The 14,763-nt window shown below is 73.3% G+C and carries 16 protein-coding genes; 9 read left to right on the top strand and 7 right to left on the bottom strand.

All coding sequences use genetic code 11. From position 1 onward, the window contains the following. Positions 1 to 30 precede the first annotated feature (30 nt). Both ACU610_RS08040 and ACU610_RS08035 read right to left on the bottom strand, forming a co-directional pair. On the bottom strand, positions 31 to 639 hold the full coding sequence (locus ACU610_RS08040; RefSeq protein WP_446767178.1) for a cupin domain-containing protein: 609 nt from the start codon (positions 637 to 639) through the stop codon (positions 31 to 33). Between the two features lie 250 nt (positions 640 to 889). Next, positions 890 to 1,372: a cupin domain-containing protein gene (locus tag ACU610_RS08035; RefSeq protein ID WP_446767177.1), complete on the bottom strand. Its 483-nt coding sequence runs from the start codon at positions 1,370 to 1,372 to the stop codon at positions 890 to 892. A 108-nt stretch (positions 1,373 to 1,480) separates the two neighbouring features. Here ACU610_RS08035 and ACU610_RS08030 point away from each other — a divergent pair, with 108 nt between their 5' ends. Next, positions 1,481 to 1,960, top strand: coding sequence for a MarR family winged helix-turn-helix transcriptional regulator (locus ACU610_RS08030; RefSeq protein WP_446767176.1), 480 nt, complete (start codon positions 1,481 to 1,483; stop codon positions 1,958 to 1,960). A gap of 80 nt (positions 1,961 to 2,040) precedes the next feature. Continuing rightward, positions 2,041 to 2,331, top strand: a complete 291-nt coding sequence (locus tag ACU610_RS08025) for an alpha/beta fold hydrolase (RefSeq protein ID WP_446767175.1) — start codon at positions 2,041 to 2,043, stop codon at positions 2,329 to 2,331. A 79-nt stretch (positions 2,332 to 2,410) separates the two neighbouring features. On the opposite strand, the gene ACU610_RS08020 is transcribed toward ACU610_RS08025, so the two are convergent. After that, on the bottom strand, positions 2,411 to 2,581 hold the full coding sequence (locus ACU610_RS08020) for a hypothetical protein (protein ID WP_446767174.1): 171 nt from the start codon (positions 2,579 to 2,581) through the stop codon (positions 2,411 to 2,413). A gap of 163 nt (positions 2,582 to 2,744) precedes the next feature. Next, positions 2,745 to 2,900 carry a hypothetical protein gene (locus tag ACU610_RS08015; protein WP_446767173.1) on the bottom strand — a complete coding sequence of 52 codons (156 nt, stop codon included), beginning with the start codon at positions 2,898 to 2,900 and terminating at the stop codon, positions 2,745 to 2,747. A 628-nt stretch (positions 2,901 to 3,528) separates the two neighbouring features. Between ACU610_RS08015 and ACU610_RS08010 the strand changes: the two genes are divergently transcribed. Further along, positions 3,529 to 4,878: an acyl-CoA dehydrogenase family protein gene (locus ACU610_RS08010; protein ID WP_446767172.1), complete on the top strand. Its 1,350-nt coding sequence runs from the start codon at positions 3,529 to 3,531 to the stop codon at positions 4,876 to 4,878. A 275-nt stretch (positions 4,879 to 5,153) separates the two neighbouring features. Beyond that, positions 5,154 to 5,804, top strand: a complete 651-nt coding sequence (gene eda, locus ACU610_RS08005; protein ID WP_446767171.1) for a bifunctional 4-hydroxy-2-oxoglutarate aldolase/2-dehydro-3-deoxy-phosphogluconate aldolase — start codon at positions 5,154 to 5,156, stop codon at positions 5,802 to 5,804. A gap of 24 nt (positions 5,805 to 5,828) precedes the next feature. Here eda and ACU610_RS08000 read toward each other — a convergent pair whose 3' ends face one another. Continuing rightward, on the bottom strand, positions 5,829 to 7,628 hold the full coding sequence (locus tag ACU610_RS08000; RefSeq protein ID WP_446767170.1) for an IlvD/Edd family dehydratase: 1,800 nt from the start codon (positions 7,626 to 7,628) through the stop codon (positions 5,829 to 5,831). Positions 7,629 to 7,796: 168 nt separating this feature from the next. Between ACU610_RS08000 and ACU610_RS07995 the strand changes: the two genes are divergently transcribed. From ACU610_RS07995 to ACU610_RS07975, 5 genes are all read left to right on the top strand, one after another. Next, on the top strand, positions 7,797 to 9,080 hold the full coding sequence (locus ACU610_RS07995) for an alpha-hydroxy acid oxidase (protein WP_446767169.1): 1,284 nt from the start codon (positions 7,797 to 7,799) through the stop codon (positions 9,078 to 9,080). A 108-nt stretch (positions 9,081 to 9,188) separates the two neighbouring features. Next, positions 9,189 to 10,631, top strand: a complete 1,443-nt coding sequence (locus tag ACU610_RS07990) for an Nramp family divalent metal transporter (RefSeq protein ID WP_446767168.1) — start codon at positions 9,189 to 9,191, stop codon at positions 10,629 to 10,631. Between the two features lie 10 nt (positions 10,632 to 10,641). Then, the gene (locus ACU610_RS07985; RefSeq protein ID WP_446767167.1) at positions 10,642 to 11,607 is read left to right on the top strand and encodes a sugar kinase; all 966 of its coding nucleotides are present in this window, start codon (positions 10,642 to 10,644) and stop codon (positions 11,605 to 11,607) included. A gap of 2 nt (positions 11,608 to 11,609) precedes the next feature. Next, positions 11,610 to 12,494: a dihydrodipicolinate synthase family protein gene (locus ACU610_RS07980; RefSeq protein ID WP_446767166.1), complete on the top strand. Its 885-nt coding sequence runs from the start codon at positions 11,610 to 11,612 to the stop codon at positions 12,492 to 12,494. A gap of 11 nt (positions 12,495 to 12,505) precedes the next feature. Further along, on the top strand, positions 12,506 to 13,459 hold the full coding sequence (locus ACU610_RS07975) for a C-terminal binding protein (protein ID WP_446767165.1): 954 nt from the start codon (positions 12,506 to 12,508) through the stop codon (positions 13,457 to 13,459). Positions 13,460 to 13,516: 57 nt separating this feature from the next. Here ACU610_RS07975 and ACU610_RS07970 read toward each other — a convergent pair whose 3' ends face one another. Both ACU610_RS07970 and ACU610_RS07965 read right to left on the bottom strand, forming a co-directional pair. Then, positions 13,517 to 13,690 (bottom strand): hypothetical protein, encoded by a 174-nt coding sequence (locus tag ACU610_RS07970; RefSeq protein WP_446767164.1) that lies wholly within the window; start codon positions 13,688 to 13,690, stop codon positions 13,517 to 13,519. A gap of 8 nt (positions 13,691 to 13,698) precedes the next feature. Then, positions 13,699 to 14,691 carry a hypothetical protein gene (locus ACU610_RS07965; protein ID WP_446767163.1) on the bottom strand — a complete coding sequence of 331 codons (993 nt, stop codon included), beginning with the start codon at positions 14,689 to 14,691 and terminating at the stop codon, positions 13,699 to 13,701. Between the last annotated feature and the right edge of the window lie 72 nt (positions 14,692 to 14,763).

The following is a 14,763-nucleotide window of genomic DNA, read 5'->3' as shown; positions in this document are numbered from 1 at the left end:
CGCGTTGCACAGTGGCGCCGAGGGGCACCCTCACTGCGCCGGGTGTACTGCTCCAGCAGGTCCGGCGGGCGTCAGTTGGTCGGCCACCCAGGTCCTCGGGTAGAGCGGCCGGTGGCCGAGGAGGCGGGCCATCGGCGCGAGGGCCCGGAGCGCCCGGTTGGACGCCGGGTTCGCCAGTGCGATCTCGTCGGGGAACTCGTCGAGCACTGCCGCGATGGAGAGCGGGCCGGGCCGGCCCTTGTGGTCGGCGTGGCCGGCCTCGATGACGGCGAGCGAGCTGCGGAACACGCCCTCGAGGTGCAGTGCCGGCTCGAACTCCACCAGGATGCGCGCGTCCTCGTCACCGACGTTCCACCAGGCGTGTGCGGCGCCGGCCGGCACGGTGACCCGGCCGGAGCGCAGGACCTGCCCCCGCTCGCCGACGCGCAGGGCGATCCGCCCGGCCAGGATCTCGAACCGCTCGGCCGCACCGGGATGGCGGTGGGCCAAGGGCGCCGCTCCACCCGGAGCGACCTGCACCTCGACGGCGATCGAACGCCCCAGGGTCTGCGCGGTGGTCCGCCGCCAGAGGAACCGCTCGCCGCTGTTGCGGTTCTCCATGACCTGGCCCGCTCCGTGCAGGCCGGGTCGTGCCTTCATCGCTTCGTCCTCGGGTCGGGTTCCCGCTCCTCGAGGACTGAGGGCTGTCGTTCGTGGGGCACGTTCCCGGGTGCGGCGACCTCCGGGGTCGCGGACGGTCCAGCCGGGACCCGGGGGCGTCGCGAGGTGCGTGCCGCCGCCGCGTGCGCCAGTGGGCCGGAGAGGTCGACCAGCGCGTTGCCGTACGCCAGAGCCCTGAGCACGGACGACGTGCGGGCGGCGGGACCGTCCGCGACGGTGGATCGGGCCCTCAGCTGAGCCATCGGATGCCGTGCCGCGCAGAGGCCTGGGTGTAGGCGGTGTCGTCGAGCTCCCCTGCGCGGGCGGCCCGGGCCAGGAGGCGGAAGAACCCCTCGAGGCCGGCCGGGGTCGTCATGCTGAGCAGGTGCCCGGCTCGGGGCACCACACGCCGGTGGGCGTGGGGGATGCCGCGGGGCAGGAACACGAGGCCGCCGGGGCCGAGCCGGAAGGTCCGGCCCCCGCACTCGAACTCGTGCTCGCCGTCGAGGACGTAGTACACCTCGTCCTCGTGCTGGTGGACGTGCCGCGCGACGTCGCTCAGGGGCGGGAGCTCCTCGAACACCGTGAAGGCACCCGCCGTGCTCTCGGCGGAGGCTCTCACCACGAGGGTGACGTCCCCGAAGGTCAGGCGCTCCCCCTGGCCGCCGGCGAGGGCGAACGGGGTGATGGGCGGGGTGGGTGGCGGTTCCGAGCTCGCGTCACGCGTGGTCATCGGGTCCTCCTGGGGGACGGCGCTGGTGACGTCGCCGCCTCTGGATCCTCAGGTATCCTGGCTTTCAGGATACCTGACAAAGTATTGAGGCGTCCTGAAGGAGTGTCAATGCCACGCCGCCTGCGGGAGCCGGAGACCAACACCACCTACCTCGCGGAGCAAGCCGCCGCTCGCCTGGAAGCCCGCATCACGGCCGGTGTCGCCGCAGCCGGCCACCCCATCCGCGTGGCGCACTCCGCGGTGTTCGTGAACATCGACCGCGACGGCACCAGACTGACCCAGCTGGCCGAACGGGCGCAGATGACCCCGCAGGCGATGAGCGAGCTCGTCGACCACCTGGCCGCCCACGGCTACCTCGAGCGCGTCCCCGACCCCAGCGACCGGCGCGCCAAGCTCATCGTCCTCACCGACCTGGGCTGTGACGCGCTGCAGGCCGCGTTCGACACGATCATCGGGATCGAGGCCGAGCTCGAGGGGCTGCTCGGCCGCGACGGATTGCGCCACCTGCGCACCGCGCTGCGCCGGATCAGCGAACTGCCACCATCCGCGCCGACTCGACCCGCGCCCGACCGCGGTACCCCGGGCTGACCACCGCGGTCCGGACGCCGGTGGTGCCGGCGTCCCGCCTCGCGCCGGCTGGCTGTGCTCCGGGCGGGCTCCCGGGTGAGGTGCCTCGCGGAGCGGCCCACCGGCGGCTCCTCGACGGCCTGAACGCCGCTGCGGCAGGCCAGACTCCTCCGGAGGTCTCGATCCCGACCGGCTTCACCACGTTCCCCGGCGAGATCTGGCGGACCTCCCGCACCTGGGCCGAGAAGGCGTATCCCAACCTCACCTATTGCAACGAGGTCGACCGGGGCGGCCACTTCGCCGCCTGGGAGGAGCCCGAGCTGTTCGCCACCGAGGTCCGGGCGGCGTTCGGCCCGCTGCGCGCAGCGCAGATCCCCGAGCCACGTCGCTGATCCCGAGCCCGGCCGGCTGCCGGGACACGACCTGTCCCTGCAGCCGCCTCCGCGGGGACCGCCCGGCGCAGCGCGACGTTCAGGCCTCCCCGCCCAGTTCTGCGTCGTCCAGTTCCCGCTGCCGACGTCGGTCCTCCTCGATGTCGGCTCGCTCCTCCGCGGTCCGCTCGGCGAGGGTGGCGTCGGAGGTCCCCTCGCTCGCGGCCCGGGACTCGGGGCGGGTGCCGGGCCCCTGCGACTCGGTGTTCATGGCGCGGACCCCTCCGGTCGGTCGATGGATGGCCGCCAGGCTCGGTGACCCGTGGCGGCACCGACTCCTCGGGGGCCGCACTGCGGCGGTGGGGACGGTCGCGACGCGATCGCCGGACGGGGCCACGCCCACGGCGTGGCGCAGGTCGGTGGGGCGGCGGGGTTCAGTGCTTCTTCTCCCGTGTCAGCCGCTCCATCTGGGACGTGGCGTCGGTCCTGGCCTTGGCCTTGCGCTCGACGCGCTTCTCCTTGATGGACTTGCCGGACTTCTTCGACATCGAGTGTCGAGGGGACTTGTCGGCCATTGCCTGCTCCCTCATCGAGGAACCTCTGCGGCTCCGTGCTGGGACGCTACGCCGCCCACGGGGGTCGTACGGGCCTGTCGAGCGCCGTCGTGCGGCTCGGCCGTCGGGCGTCTCGCCGAGGGACGCCGGACCGCGCACCCGTCTGCGGAGGCGGGGGAGGTCCGGGGAGCTCACCGCACGGGATCCGGGCTCAGGACGAGGGGACTCCGGAGCTCCCAGGAGCCGTGTCGGCTGATCGGCAGCCCGGGGCGCTCGGACGTCGCACGTCACGCGCAGCCGGGGGTCACCGCTCCGACCAGGGCCGCCCCTGACGCCGGCGGTTGCTCGAGGGCGTCACCTGACTGGAGTCCCACCGCACGAGTCCCACCGCACGGCGGCCTGGGCGGGCACGCTGCCCCGCTCGACCAGGGGCGGCAGCCGTGGGTTCGCCGGTGCGCCGAGCACCAGCGACCCGAGACCGCACCACGGGGGAGCGGGCCTGGGAGGAGGCCGCTGCCCGGCGGCCGCGGACGCGTGCCGAGCCCTTCACAGCGTCCCGGGCCATGAGGACAGTGGACCTGGTCCGGTCGTCCTGAGGCGACGAGGAGCGGAGCTCCGGTGCAGTGGTCCTCTCCTCGTCGCACCCGTTCAGGGGGAGATCGTCGTGGCCATCGACTTCACGCTCACACCGCAGCAGAGAGTCCTCCAGGAAGCGGCACGGGACTTCGCGCAGAACGTCCTCCGCCCCGTGGTCCGCGAAGCCGACGAGGAACCCGATCCGCTGCGCGCCTTCAACCTGACGAGGCCTGCTTATCAGGAGGCGGTGAAGCGGGGTATCGCGTTCTCGATGCTGCCGAAGCAGTACGGCGGCGGGGGCCTGTCCAATGTCGACTTCGTCATCGCCGCGGAGGAGATCTGCGCGGTCGACCCCGGCTTCGCGACGACCATCCTCGTCAACGGCCTGGGTCTCATGCCGGTGTGGTACTACGGCACGGAGGAACAGAAGGAACGCTTCATCTCCCGGGCCACCTCGGACACCTCCGGCGACTTCATCGTCGGCTATGCGGCGAGCGAGCCGCCCGGCTCGCCCGGCGGTACGGCCAACTTCGACGCCCCCGCGGTGAACGGCGCGGGCATGTCGGTGACCGCGACACTGGACGGCGACGAGTACGTCGTGAACGGCCGCAAGTACTGGCCCTGCAACGTCGGCGGCTGGGACAACCAGGGAGCCGATCTCAACCTGGTCGTCGTCCGCACCGATCCCGAGGCCGGGGGCACTCGGGGGCTCTCGGCGCTCATCGTGGAACGCGGGACACCCGGCGTGACCTACGCCTCCATCAGCACGTCGGGACAGCGGCTCGCCCCCAACTGCGAGATCGTCTTCGACGACGCGCGGGTACCGGCGGCCAACCTCATCGAGGGGACGCGCGGCAACGGTGACCTGCTCATCAACCGCAACTTCGCCTGGTCGGGCCCGGTCGCCGGGATCGCTGCCGTCGGAGTGGCGCGGGCGGCCTACGAGGCGGCTCTGGAATGGGCGAGGACGTACACCGCCGGCGGACCTCAGCCCATCATCGAGTACCAGTACCCCGGATACGTCCTCGGTGATGTCGCGATGAAGATCGAGGCGGCCCGGTACTTCTGCTGGAAGGGTGCGCACTACATCGACGAGCACGACTACCACGGTGAACTCGTCGGCGCCATGAACAAGGTGCTGTGCACGGAGATGCTCTTCGACTGCGTCTACAAGTGCATACAGGTCGTCGGGGTGAACTCCGTGGACCGCAAGCACATGTTCGAGCGTTACCTCCGCGAGGCGTCCATCCTGCCGCTCTACGACGCGGGGAACTTCGGCATGCAGCGTCGGCGCATCCACGGCGTGATGGCGCACTCGTCATTCGATCCGCGGGCCATCATGGACAACCGGACGGTCGAGTTCGACAAGTCCATGGAGGGGATCGACACCGTTCCCGGTCCCCGTGCGGAGATGACCCGGCCCTTCGTGCCGGCCTGAGCGGCTCGGCGCCACCAGCGCGACGGGGGCGCGGCACTCCCGTGCCGCGGCCCCGTCGCCGGAGCGCGCCTGTCGACGTCCCGCGGCACCGCGGCCGAGTCGAGCGCCTCTGCGGTGCCCATCCGGAGGGCGGCACGCTCGACACGTCCGTGCCAGGGTGGAGCGCGTGACGGTGCAGCGGACGGTGCGGCCGCAGGTCGGCGGAGCCGGTGCAGACGGCGGGCACCCCGACCCGCGCGACGTCGTGGACCGCTGACGACCGGAACGGACCGACGGTGGACACCCTGACAGCCCTGCGCAGCGCCCGCCTCGTCCCCGTCGTCGTCCTCGACGACGCCCGGGACGCCGACCCCCTGGCCGGCGCACTCGTCGCCGGGGGGCTGCCCGTCGCCGAGGTCACCTTCCGGACCTCTGCGGCGAGGGACGCGATCCGGGCCATGTCCGACCGGGGGGACGTCCTCGTCGGGGCGGGGACCGTGCTGACCCCTGCGCAGGTGGACCAGGCGGTGGCCGCCGGCGCGGGCTACGTCGTGTCGCCCGGCCTGAGCCGCGCCGTCGTCGAGCGCTGTGCCGAGCACGGCGTCCTGGCCCTGCCGGGCGCCGTCACGGCGACCGAGGTCCAGGCGGCCATGGAGCTCGGCCTCACGACCGTCAAGTTCTTCCCCGCCGGCACGTCCGGCGGGGCACCCGCGATCGCCGCCCTCGCCGGACCCCTCGGCGACGTCCGGTTCATCCCCACCGGCGGCATCGGTCCCTCCGACCTGGAGGACTACCTCCGCATCGATGCCGTCGTGGCGGTCGGCGGCTCGTGGATGGTCCCTCGGGACCGTGTGGCGGCCGGCGACTTCGAGGCCGTCCGCCGGCTCACCGCCGACGCGGTGGCGCTGGTGCGGCGGGTGTCGCCGGCGACCCCGCCCGGGGACTGACCAGGAGGAGCGCCGGCGGCGGGCTCAGTGGTTGTCCCGCGGGATGCCCATGGTCTGCGCGACGCGCCGGTAGCCCACCGCGGGGCGGAGGACCATGCCGTCGCACAGCTGGGTGACCATCGAGCGCTGGATCTCCTGCCACGGCGTCTGCGAGGCCGGGACCGGGTACCCACCGGCCTCCTCCAGCCGGCGCCGGCGCTCGGTCAGCTCCTCGTCGGGGACCAGGACGTCGGCCCGGCCGGCGGGGAGGTCGATCCGGACGACGTCCCCCGTCCGCAGCAGCGCCAACCCACCGCCCGCCGCGGCCTCGGGAGAGGCGTTCAGGATCGACGGCGACCCCGACGTCCCGGACTGGCGACCGTCACCGATGCACGGCAGCGCGTGCACGCCCCGCTTGATCAGCGCCGCGGGTGGCCGCATGTTGACGACCTCGGCGCTGCCCGGATGGCCCAGCGGGCCGACCCCGCGGATGACCAGCAGACACGTCTCGTCGATGTCGAGCGCCGGGTCGTCGATGCGGGCGTGGTAGTCCTCCGGCCCGTCGAAGACGACGGCGCGGCCCTGGAACACCCCCGGGTGCTCGGGGTCGGACAGGTAGCGCTCCCGGAACTCCGGGGAGATGACGCTGGTCTTCATGATCGCGCTGTCGAAGAGGTTGCCCCGCAGCACGAGGAAGCCGGCGTCGGGCAGCAGTGCCGAGTCGAACGTCCGGATGACGTCGCGGTCGGTCGCGGCGCTGGCCCGGCAGTTCTCGCCGAGCGTCCGGCCGTTGACGGTGCGGGCGTCCTCGTGGATGAGCCCGTGCGCCATCAGCTCGTGGACGACGGCGGGCACGCCACCGGCGCGGTGGAACTCCTCGCCGAGGTACTTGCCGGCCGGCTGCAGGTCCACGATGAGCGGGACCGTGAGCCCCAGGTCCTGCCAGTCGGCCAGGTCCAGCGGAACGCCGACGTGCTGGGCGAGGGCGTTGAGGTGGATCGGCGCGTTGGTGGAACCCCCGAGGGCGGAGGTGACGACGACGGCGTTCTCGAACGCCTCCCGGGTCAGGACGTCCGACGGCTTGAGGTCCTCGTGCACCATCTCGACGATCCGTCGGCCGGTCAGGTACGCCATCCGGGCGCGGTCCCGGTGCGGGGCGGGGATGGCGGCGCAGCCGGGCAGGCTCATGCCCAGGACCTCGGCGAGGGCGTTCATGGTGGAGGCCGTCCCCATGGTGTTGCAGTGGCCGGGGGAGGGGGCGGAGGAGGCGACGAGGTCGACGAAGCCGGCCTCGTCGATCTCGCCGGCGGCCAGCATCTCCCGGGCCTTCCAGACGATGGTCCCCGACCCGGTCCGCTCGCCGTCGAACCAGCCGTTGAGCATCGGGCCCCCGGAGAGCACGATCGCCGGGATGTCGACGGTGGCCGCGGCCATCAGGCAGGCCGGGGTCGTCTTGTCGCAGCCGGTGGTCAGCACGACCCCGTCGAGCGGGTAGCCGTGCAGCACCTCGACCAGGCCGAGGTAGGCCAGGTTGCGGTCGAGCGCCGCGGTGGGACGCCGTCCGGTCTCCTGGATCGGGTGCACCGGGAACTCGAGGGCCAGGCCGCCCGAGTCCCGGATGCCCTCACGCACGCGCTCGGCCAGGACGAGGTGGTGCCGGTTGCACGGGGCGAGGTCCGAGCCGGTCTGCGCGATGCCGATGACCGGCCGGCCCGACTGGAGCTCCTCGCGGGTCAGTCCCCAGTTCAGGTACCGCTCGACGTACAGCGCCGTCATCCCGGGGTCCTGCGGGTTGTCGAACCACGCCTGGCTGCGCAGCCGCCGCCCGGGCGCCACGTCGTCCACCGGAGCCTCCGATCGCCGGTCGTGGCCGGGCGCCCGTACCGGACGGCTCGACCCCTTCCGACGCGATTGTGGGTCCGGCGGACGACGAGCGCGTCCCCGTGGACCCTGCGACCCTGGACGACGCCGCGATCAGGCTGGTCGCTCCGCGTGCCCACGGAGGCGAGGGACATGGCAGGCAAGGCGCCGCTCGGGCCGGTCTCGACCGCTCGGCAGGTGCCCCGGTGGTCCGAGCTCCGCGAGGTCGTGCAGTTCCGCAGGCCGCGGCTGGGCCGGACGGCGCGACGGCTGGAGCACGCCCTCACCGTCCGCGACCTCCGTGCGGCCGCCCGGCGCACCACGCCCCGCGCGGTCTTCGACTACGTGGACGGCGCCGCAGAGGAGGAGATCACCGCCGCCCGGAACGTCGCGGCCTACCGGCGGGTCACGTTCCTGCCCGATGCGCTGCGCTCGGTGGCCGACCCCGATCCGGGCGTCGAGCTGTTCGGGTCACGCATCGCGATGCCGCTGGTCTTCGCGCCCACCGGCTACACCCGGATGATGCACCACCACGGGGAGGCGGGCGTGGCGGCCGTGGCCGAGCACGTCGGGGTGCCCTACGCCCTGTCGACGGTGGGCTCGACCTCCATCGAGGACGTGCGGGCCGCGGCGCCGCGCGGCGAGCTGTGGTTCCAGCTGTTCTTCACCGCCGACCCCGCGGTGAACGAGGACCTGCTGGCGCGGGCCGAGGCGGCCGGCTACTCGACGGTCCTGCTGACCGTGGACACCACGGTCTCCGGGATGCGTTACCGCGACGTCGTCAACGGCCTCACCATCCCGCCGACGCTGACCGCCAGGACCGTGCTGAACATGTCGCGCTTCCCGGTGTGGTGGTTCAACAAGCTGACCACCGGGGGGATGACCTTCGCCTCGCTCACCGGGGTCCCGGGCAACCCGACGCCGGGGGAGGTCGCGAGCATGATGTTCGACCCCGGCCTGGACCTCACGTCGCTGGACTGGCTGCGCAAGCGGTGGCGGGGCAACCTCCTGGTGAAGGGCGTGACGACGCCCGCGTCGGCCCGCGAGGCCGTGGAGCACGGAGCCGACGGCGTGGTCGTGTCCAACCACGGCGGGCGTCAGCTGGACCGCTCCGCCGCGACGCTCGACGTGCTCCCCGCCATCCGCGCGGCCGTCGGCCAGCAGGCCACGGTCCTCATCGACGGCGGCGTCCTCCACGGTCAGGACGTCGTGGCCGCCCGGGCGCTGGGCGCGGACGCCGTGATGATCGGACGGGCCTATCTCTACGGGCTCATGGCCGGCGGTCGGGACGGCGTCCTGCGGACCTACGAGATCCTCGCCGAGGAGTACCAGCGCTCCATGCAGCTGCTCGGCGTGCGGCGCAGCGAGGACCTCTCCGAGCGGCACGTCGCGTTCACGCCGCACGGCGCGGGGGACTACCCGAACGTCTCGGTCTGATCGCGGTCGCGGTACCCGGGTTGCCCCCGTGCGGCGGACGTGCAGGAATGGACCCCCCCTCGACTGTGACGCAGCACACTCCGACGTAGCCGCACGTAAGGAGGCGCAATGGTCACGACCCGTCCGGGAGGGCGCCCCTCCTCGGTGGTGGACCTGTTCCCGACCAAGTACCTGGCCGCACCCTCGGTACGGGACATGCCGGAGCCGCCCGCCAGGTTCCGGCACGTCATCGGTCCGGGGATCATCGCCGCCGGCGTCGGCATGGCCAGCGGCGAGTTCGTCCTCTATCCCTACATCGCCTCGCAGGTGGGGCTGGTGTTCGTCTGGGCGGCGTTCGTGGGCCTGGCCACCCAGTACTTCCTCAACATGGAGATCGAGCGCTACACGCTCGCCACGGGGGAGACCGCGCTCACCGGCTTCAGCCGGTACTGGCGGCACTGGGGCCTGGTCTTCGCGATCATGGCCTGCTTCGCCAACATCTGGCCGGGCTGGGCGACGAGCTCGGCGACCCTGGTCACCTACCTCGTCGGCGGCAGCGTGGTGCCGATCGCGATCGGCATCCTGCTCCTGATCGGCGTCATCCTCACCATGGCCCCGGTGGTCTACCAGGCGCTCGAGAAGATCGAGATGGTCAAGGTGGCGGCCGTCCTGCTGCTCATCGTGGTCGCCTCGGTCGCGGCGATCGGCGCGTCGACGTGGGCGGACACGCCGCAGATCATCACCGACGCGGGGCTGCCCTACCAGGAGCTCGGGTTCGCGCTGCTGCTGGGCGCGCTGGCGTTCGCCGGTGCCGGCGGCGGGCAGAACCTGTGCCAGAGCAACTGGATCCGGGACAAGCGGTTCGGGATGGGCGCCTACGTCCCGCGGATCGTCAGCCCGGTCACCGGCCACCTGGAGGCCGCGCCGTCGACCGGCTACGTCTTCGAGCCCACCCCGGAGAACCTCGGCCGGTGGCGGCGCTGGTGGCGCTTCGCCAACGTCGAGCAGCTGACCACCTTCGTGCTGATCAGCTTCCTCACCATCCTGTTCACCTCGCTGCTCGCGTACGCCACGGTGTTCGGTCGGGAGGGGCTGGCCAGCGACATCTCGTTCCTCCAGGTCGAGGGCGAGGTGCTCAACGAGACCGTCGGCGGCTGGTTCGGCACGTTCTTCTGGATCATCGGCGCCTTCTCGCTGTTCGCGGCGGCGCTCGGGATCGTCGACTACACCAGCCGGCTGGGCGCGGACGTGCTGAAGACCGCGTACCTGAGGAACGCCAACGAGAGCAAGATCTACTTCGCGCTGGTCTGGGGCCTGGTCCTGATCGGCGTCGTGGTGATCCTGTCCGGGCTCAGTCAGCCGCTGGTCCTGCTGGTCATCTCGGCGGTCACCGGCGGGCTGATGATGTTCATCTACTCGGCGCTGCTGCTCCTGGTGAACCGGCGGACGCTGCCGAGGGAGATCCGCCCGGGCGCCGGCCGGATCGCCGCCCTCGTCTGGGCGTTCCTGCTCTTCGGCTTCCTGTCCGTGCTCACCTTCAACCAGCAGCTGCAGAACCTCTTCGGGGGGTGAGCCTCGGGAGATGTCGGCGCAGGGCGCGGACGCCGTCCCGCGGGTGGTCACCGCGGGGGAGACGATGGTGCTCGTCGTCCCCACGGCCCCCGGCCGACTGCGGCACGCCGGTGCCGTGACCCTGTCGATCGGCGGCGCGGAGAGCAACGTGGCCATCGGGCTGTCGCGCCTCGGCGTCGCGGCCAGCTGGGTGAGCGCCCTGGGCGAGGACGAGCTCGGCGAGCTGGTGCTGCACCGGGTGCGCGCCGAGGGCGTGGACACCAGCGCCGTGCGCCGGGTGCCGGACCGGCCGACCGGGCTCTACCTGCGGGAGGAGGTCGCCGGCGCGCTGCGGGTGTACTACTACCGCCGCGGGTCGGCGGCCTCGACGCTGGCGCCCGGCGCGTTCGACCCTGCGGTCCTCGAGGGCGCCGCCTTCCTGCACCTCACGGGGATCACCGGGGCGCTGTCGCCGGAGTCCGCCGAGTTCCTGACGTGGGCGGCGCGGACGGCCCGCGAGGCGGGCGTACGGGTGAGCTACGACGTCAACTACCGCAGCCGGCTGTGGGAGCCGGCGGCCGCCCGCGCCGCCAGCGAGGCCCTGCTGCCGCACGTCGACGTCCTGCTCGTCGGGGACGAGGAGGCCCGTGCCCTCTGGGGCTGGGACGACGAGACCTGCCTGGAGCGCCTCGCCGACGCCGGGACCGGTGACGTCGTGCTGAAGCTCGGCGCACGCGGCTGTGCAGCGGTGGTGGACGGCGAGCGGCTGTCCTCCCCGGGCTTCCCGGCTCGCCAGCTCGACCCGATCGGGGCGGGGGACGCGTTCGCCGCCGGCTACCTCGCCGCCACCCTGTGGGGACTCGACCCGGCGGATCGGCTGCGGACGGCCAACGCCATGGGCGCCCTCTGCGTGCAGAACCCGGGCGACTACGAGGGCCTGCCGAGTCGCCGTGAACTGACCGCGTTCCTGGAGCGGACCGTCGACCTGGGGAGATGACGATGCAGCCGGACGATCCCGCCGCCGTCCTCGAGGGTGTCTACGTCGCCAACGTGACGCCCTTCCGCGACGACGAGCGCTTCAGCATCGACGTCGACTCCTACGTCGCCCACGTCGGGTGGCTCGCCGAGCAGGGCGTCGCCGGCGTCATCCCGTTCGGCACGAACGGCGAGGGCCCCTCGGTCTCGACGTGGGAGAAGCGGGCCGTGCTCGAGGCGCTCCTGCCGGCGGTGGGGAGCATGCACGTCGTCCCGACGGTCGCCGAGGGGAACCTGCCCGACACCCTCGACCTCCTGGCCGAGCTGCAGGACCTGCCGGTGCGGGCGGTCATGGTGCTGCCGCCCTACTACTTCCGGCCGGTGCCCACCGACGGCCTGCGGGTCTTCTACGAGCGCGTCCTGGCCGCCACCCGGCACCCGGTCGTCGTCTACCACATCCCCAAGTACGCGGTGCCCGTGCCCGCGGAGCTCGTGACGAGCCTGCCGGTGTGGGGGGTGAAGGACTCCGGGGGCGAGGCGGGCTACGCCGAGGCCGTGCACGCGGCGGGGAAGGGCGTGCTCGTCGGCACCGAGGACGACCTGCCGGGCCGCCTGCTCACCGCCCACGGGTCGATCTCGGCGCTGGCCAACATCGTCCCCGAGCAGGTCGTCGCGCTCTACGAGCACGTCCGCAGCGGCCGGTCGGAGGAGGCCGCGGCGCTGTCCGCCCACCTCCAGCAGGTGCGGGCGATGACCAAGGAGTTCGTCGCTCCCGGGATGCTCAAGCGCATCGCCGAGCAGCGCCACGGGCACCCGATGGGGACCGTGCGCCCGCCGCTGGTCCCCGTCCCGTCGTCGTTCGACGCCGCGGCTGCGGCCGAGCGTGCCGTGGCGGTCCCCGTCGGCTGAGGAGGGCCGGGATGCGGGTGCTCGTCACCGACGCGGAGTACGGGGTCCTCGACATCGAGGCCGACGTCCTCGCCGCAGCCGGCCACGAACTGCTCACCGCCCGGTGCCGGACCGCGGACGACGTTATCGCGGCCGCGCAGGACGTCGACGCCGTGATCGTCCAGTACGCGCCCATCACGGCTGAGGTGCTGGAGGCCCTGCCCCGGCTGCGGTTGGTGAGCCGCTACGGGGTGGGTGTCGACGTCGTGGACACCGACGCCGCCCGCGCCCGGGGGGTCTGGGTGTGCAACGTGCCCGACTACGGCACCGTCGAGGTGGCGCTGCACGCGGTCGCGATGCTGCTGGCGCTGCTGCGCAACCTGGCCGGACACGACCGGGAGGTGCACGCCGGGCGGTGGGACTACCGGCTCGGCGGGCAGCTGCGGCGACCGGGCGGGCTGACTCTCGGGGTGGTCGGGCTCGGCCGGATCGGCCGGATGACGATGGAGCGGGCGGCGCCCTGGTTCGGCGCCTGTGTGGGGTACGACCCGCACCTGCCGGACGCCGCGTGGCCCCCCGGCGTCGAGCGGGCCGGGCTGGAGGAGCTGTTCGCCCGGAGCTCCGCCGTCACGCTGCACCTGCCCCTGACCCCCGAGTCGCACGGCCTCGTGGGGGCCGACCTGCTCGCGCGGGTGCCCCCCGGGTCGTACCTCGTCAACACCGCTCGCGGAGGGCTCGTCGACCTCGACGCGGTACTCGCGGCGCTGGAGGACGGCCGGCTCGCCGGCGTCGCCCTCGACGTGCTCCCCGAGGAGCCGCCGCCCGCGGACCACGCGCTGCTCGGCCACCCGCGCGCCCTGCTCTCACCGCACGTGGCGTGGTACTCCGAGGAGTCCGAGGCCGAACTGCGGCGCAAGGCGGCTGAGAACGTCGTCGTGTGGGCGCGGACCGGCCGTCCGCCCCACCCCGTCGTCGAAGGTCGCTGACGCCGGATCGTCGTGGCGGCGTGTCCCGGCAAGGGCCGCGACCGACCTCCTCGGTGATCACCCACCGCCCGTCGTCGACCGCCAGCGGATCGGTCCCCACGGCTTGACCACGGAGAGCGTGACGGCGACGAGCAGCAGGATCGGCGACACGGTCGGCGGGTAGGCCAGGTCCGACAGGTCGAAGGCCACCGGCTCCCCGGTGAGGGCGCGGCGGGCGGGCCGCGGTGCCACGGCCGCGCTCATCGGGATCGCCCGCCGGCCGCGGGACCCGGCGTCGACGGACGGCGCGCTCCGCGGCGGCCCGCGATGACCACCGCCGCCGTCCCGGCCGCGACGAGCGCGATCAGGGCGCCGGCGGCGGCCAGGGTGGCCCCGTCCGGGCGGAGCAGCGGTTGTCCGCGCAGCGCCTGCCACAGGACCAAGCAGGTGAGGCCGGCGTAGCCGCCGGCGGCGACCAGGACCAGGCGGGTGCGGAGGTCCTCGTCGCGCAGCAGCGGGAGTCGGGCGGCCAGCAGGGTGAGCAGGACGGCGAGCAGCGGCAGCGCCTGGAGCGCGTGGATGCCGACGAAGTGGGCGATCCGCAGGTCGCCGCCGGTGGTGCTCCAGCCGGTCACCGGCAGCACCGGGCCGCCGTCGGTGACCCCGACGCTGTGCGCGCCGACGACGCCGGTGAAGGTGCCGTCGCGCAGGGACTGCCGCTGGGCGGGGGTGGGCCCGGTCATGAGGAACGCGATGCCGATGCCGAACAGCGAGATCGCGGCACCGGCACGCACCGCCCAGGTGAGCGGGCGGGGGCCGACCCGTCGGCGGACCAGGACGGCGGCCACCACGACGTTGGCCACGAACAGCACCGCGATCGACGAGCCCATGATCCCCCACAGCGTGGCGTCGAGCGGGGTGGCGACGTTGAAGTGGCTCTGCCGACCGCGCACCGCCTGGCCGACGATGACCACGTACTCCACGAGCAGGGCGACCGCGATCACCGTCCCCGCCCACCGGGCGAGCCGGTGCCGGCGCAGGCCGGCCAGCAGCCACGACCAGGTCACCGCGTACAGCACGATCGACACCGCGAACTTGAACGGCTTCGCCCAGATCGGCGCGCCCACCAGGACACGGTCGTCCAGCACCGTGCCGACGAGCGAGATCACGACGAACGGCGCGGTCACGGCCGCGACCAGCAGCAACGGCCGGTGCCACTGCCGCACGTCGGGCCACGGCGCCGGATCGGACACGGCGGTCACCTCCCTGCCGTCGGCGGACACGAGGAGTTGCGGCCGGGGAGCGGGCGGCCGGTGAGCGGGCGG

The organism is Geodermatophilus sp. URMC 61, assembly GCF_052931555.1.
Note: the sequence above shows the minus strand (reverse complement) of the source record. Positions and strands in the feature narration are given on the sequence as shown.

Excerpts from the sequence above, each read along its gene's own strand:
- ACU610_RS08040 (WP_446767178.1), bottom strand. The coding sequence starts at position 639 with ATGAAGGCACGACCCGGCCTGCACGGAGCGGGCCAGGTCATGGAGAAC.
- ACU610_RS08035 (WP_446767177.1), bottom strand. The coding sequence starts at position 1,372 with ATGACCACGCGTGACGCGAGCTCGGAACCGCCACCCACCCCGCCCATC.
- ACU610_RS08030 (WP_446767176.1), top strand. The coding sequence starts at position 1,481 with ATGCCACGCCGCCTGCGGGAGCCGGAGACCAACACCACCTACCTCGCG.
- ACU610_RS08020 (WP_446767174.1), bottom strand. The coding sequence starts at position 2,581 with ATGAACACCGAGTCGCAGGGGCCCGGCACCCGCCCCGAGTCCCGGGCC.
- ACU610_RS08015 (WP_446767173.1), bottom strand. The coding sequence starts at position 2,900 with ATGAGGGAGCAGGCAATGGCCGACAAGTCCCCTCGACACTCGATGTCG.
- ACU610_RS07995 (WP_446767169.1), top strand. The coding sequence starts at position 7,797 with ATGGCAGGCAAGGCGCCGCTCGGGCCGGTCTCGACCGCTCGGCAGGTG.
- ACU610_RS07990 (WP_446767168.1), top strand. The coding sequence starts at position 9,189 with ATGGTCACGACCCGTCCGGGAGGGCGCCCCTCCTCGGTGGTGGACCTG.
- ACU610_RS07985 (WP_446767167.1), top strand. The coding sequence starts at position 10,642 with ATGTCGGCGCAGGGCGCGGACGCCGTCCCGCGGGTGGTCACCGCGGGG.
- ACU610_RS07980 (WP_446767166.1), top strand. The coding sequence starts at position 11,610 with ATGCAGCCGGACGATCCCGCCGCCGTCCTCGAGGGTGTCTACGTCGCC.
- ACU610_RS07975 (WP_446767165.1), top strand. The coding sequence starts at position 12,506 with ATGCGGGTGCTCGTCACCGACGCGGAGTACGGGGTCCTCGACATCGAG.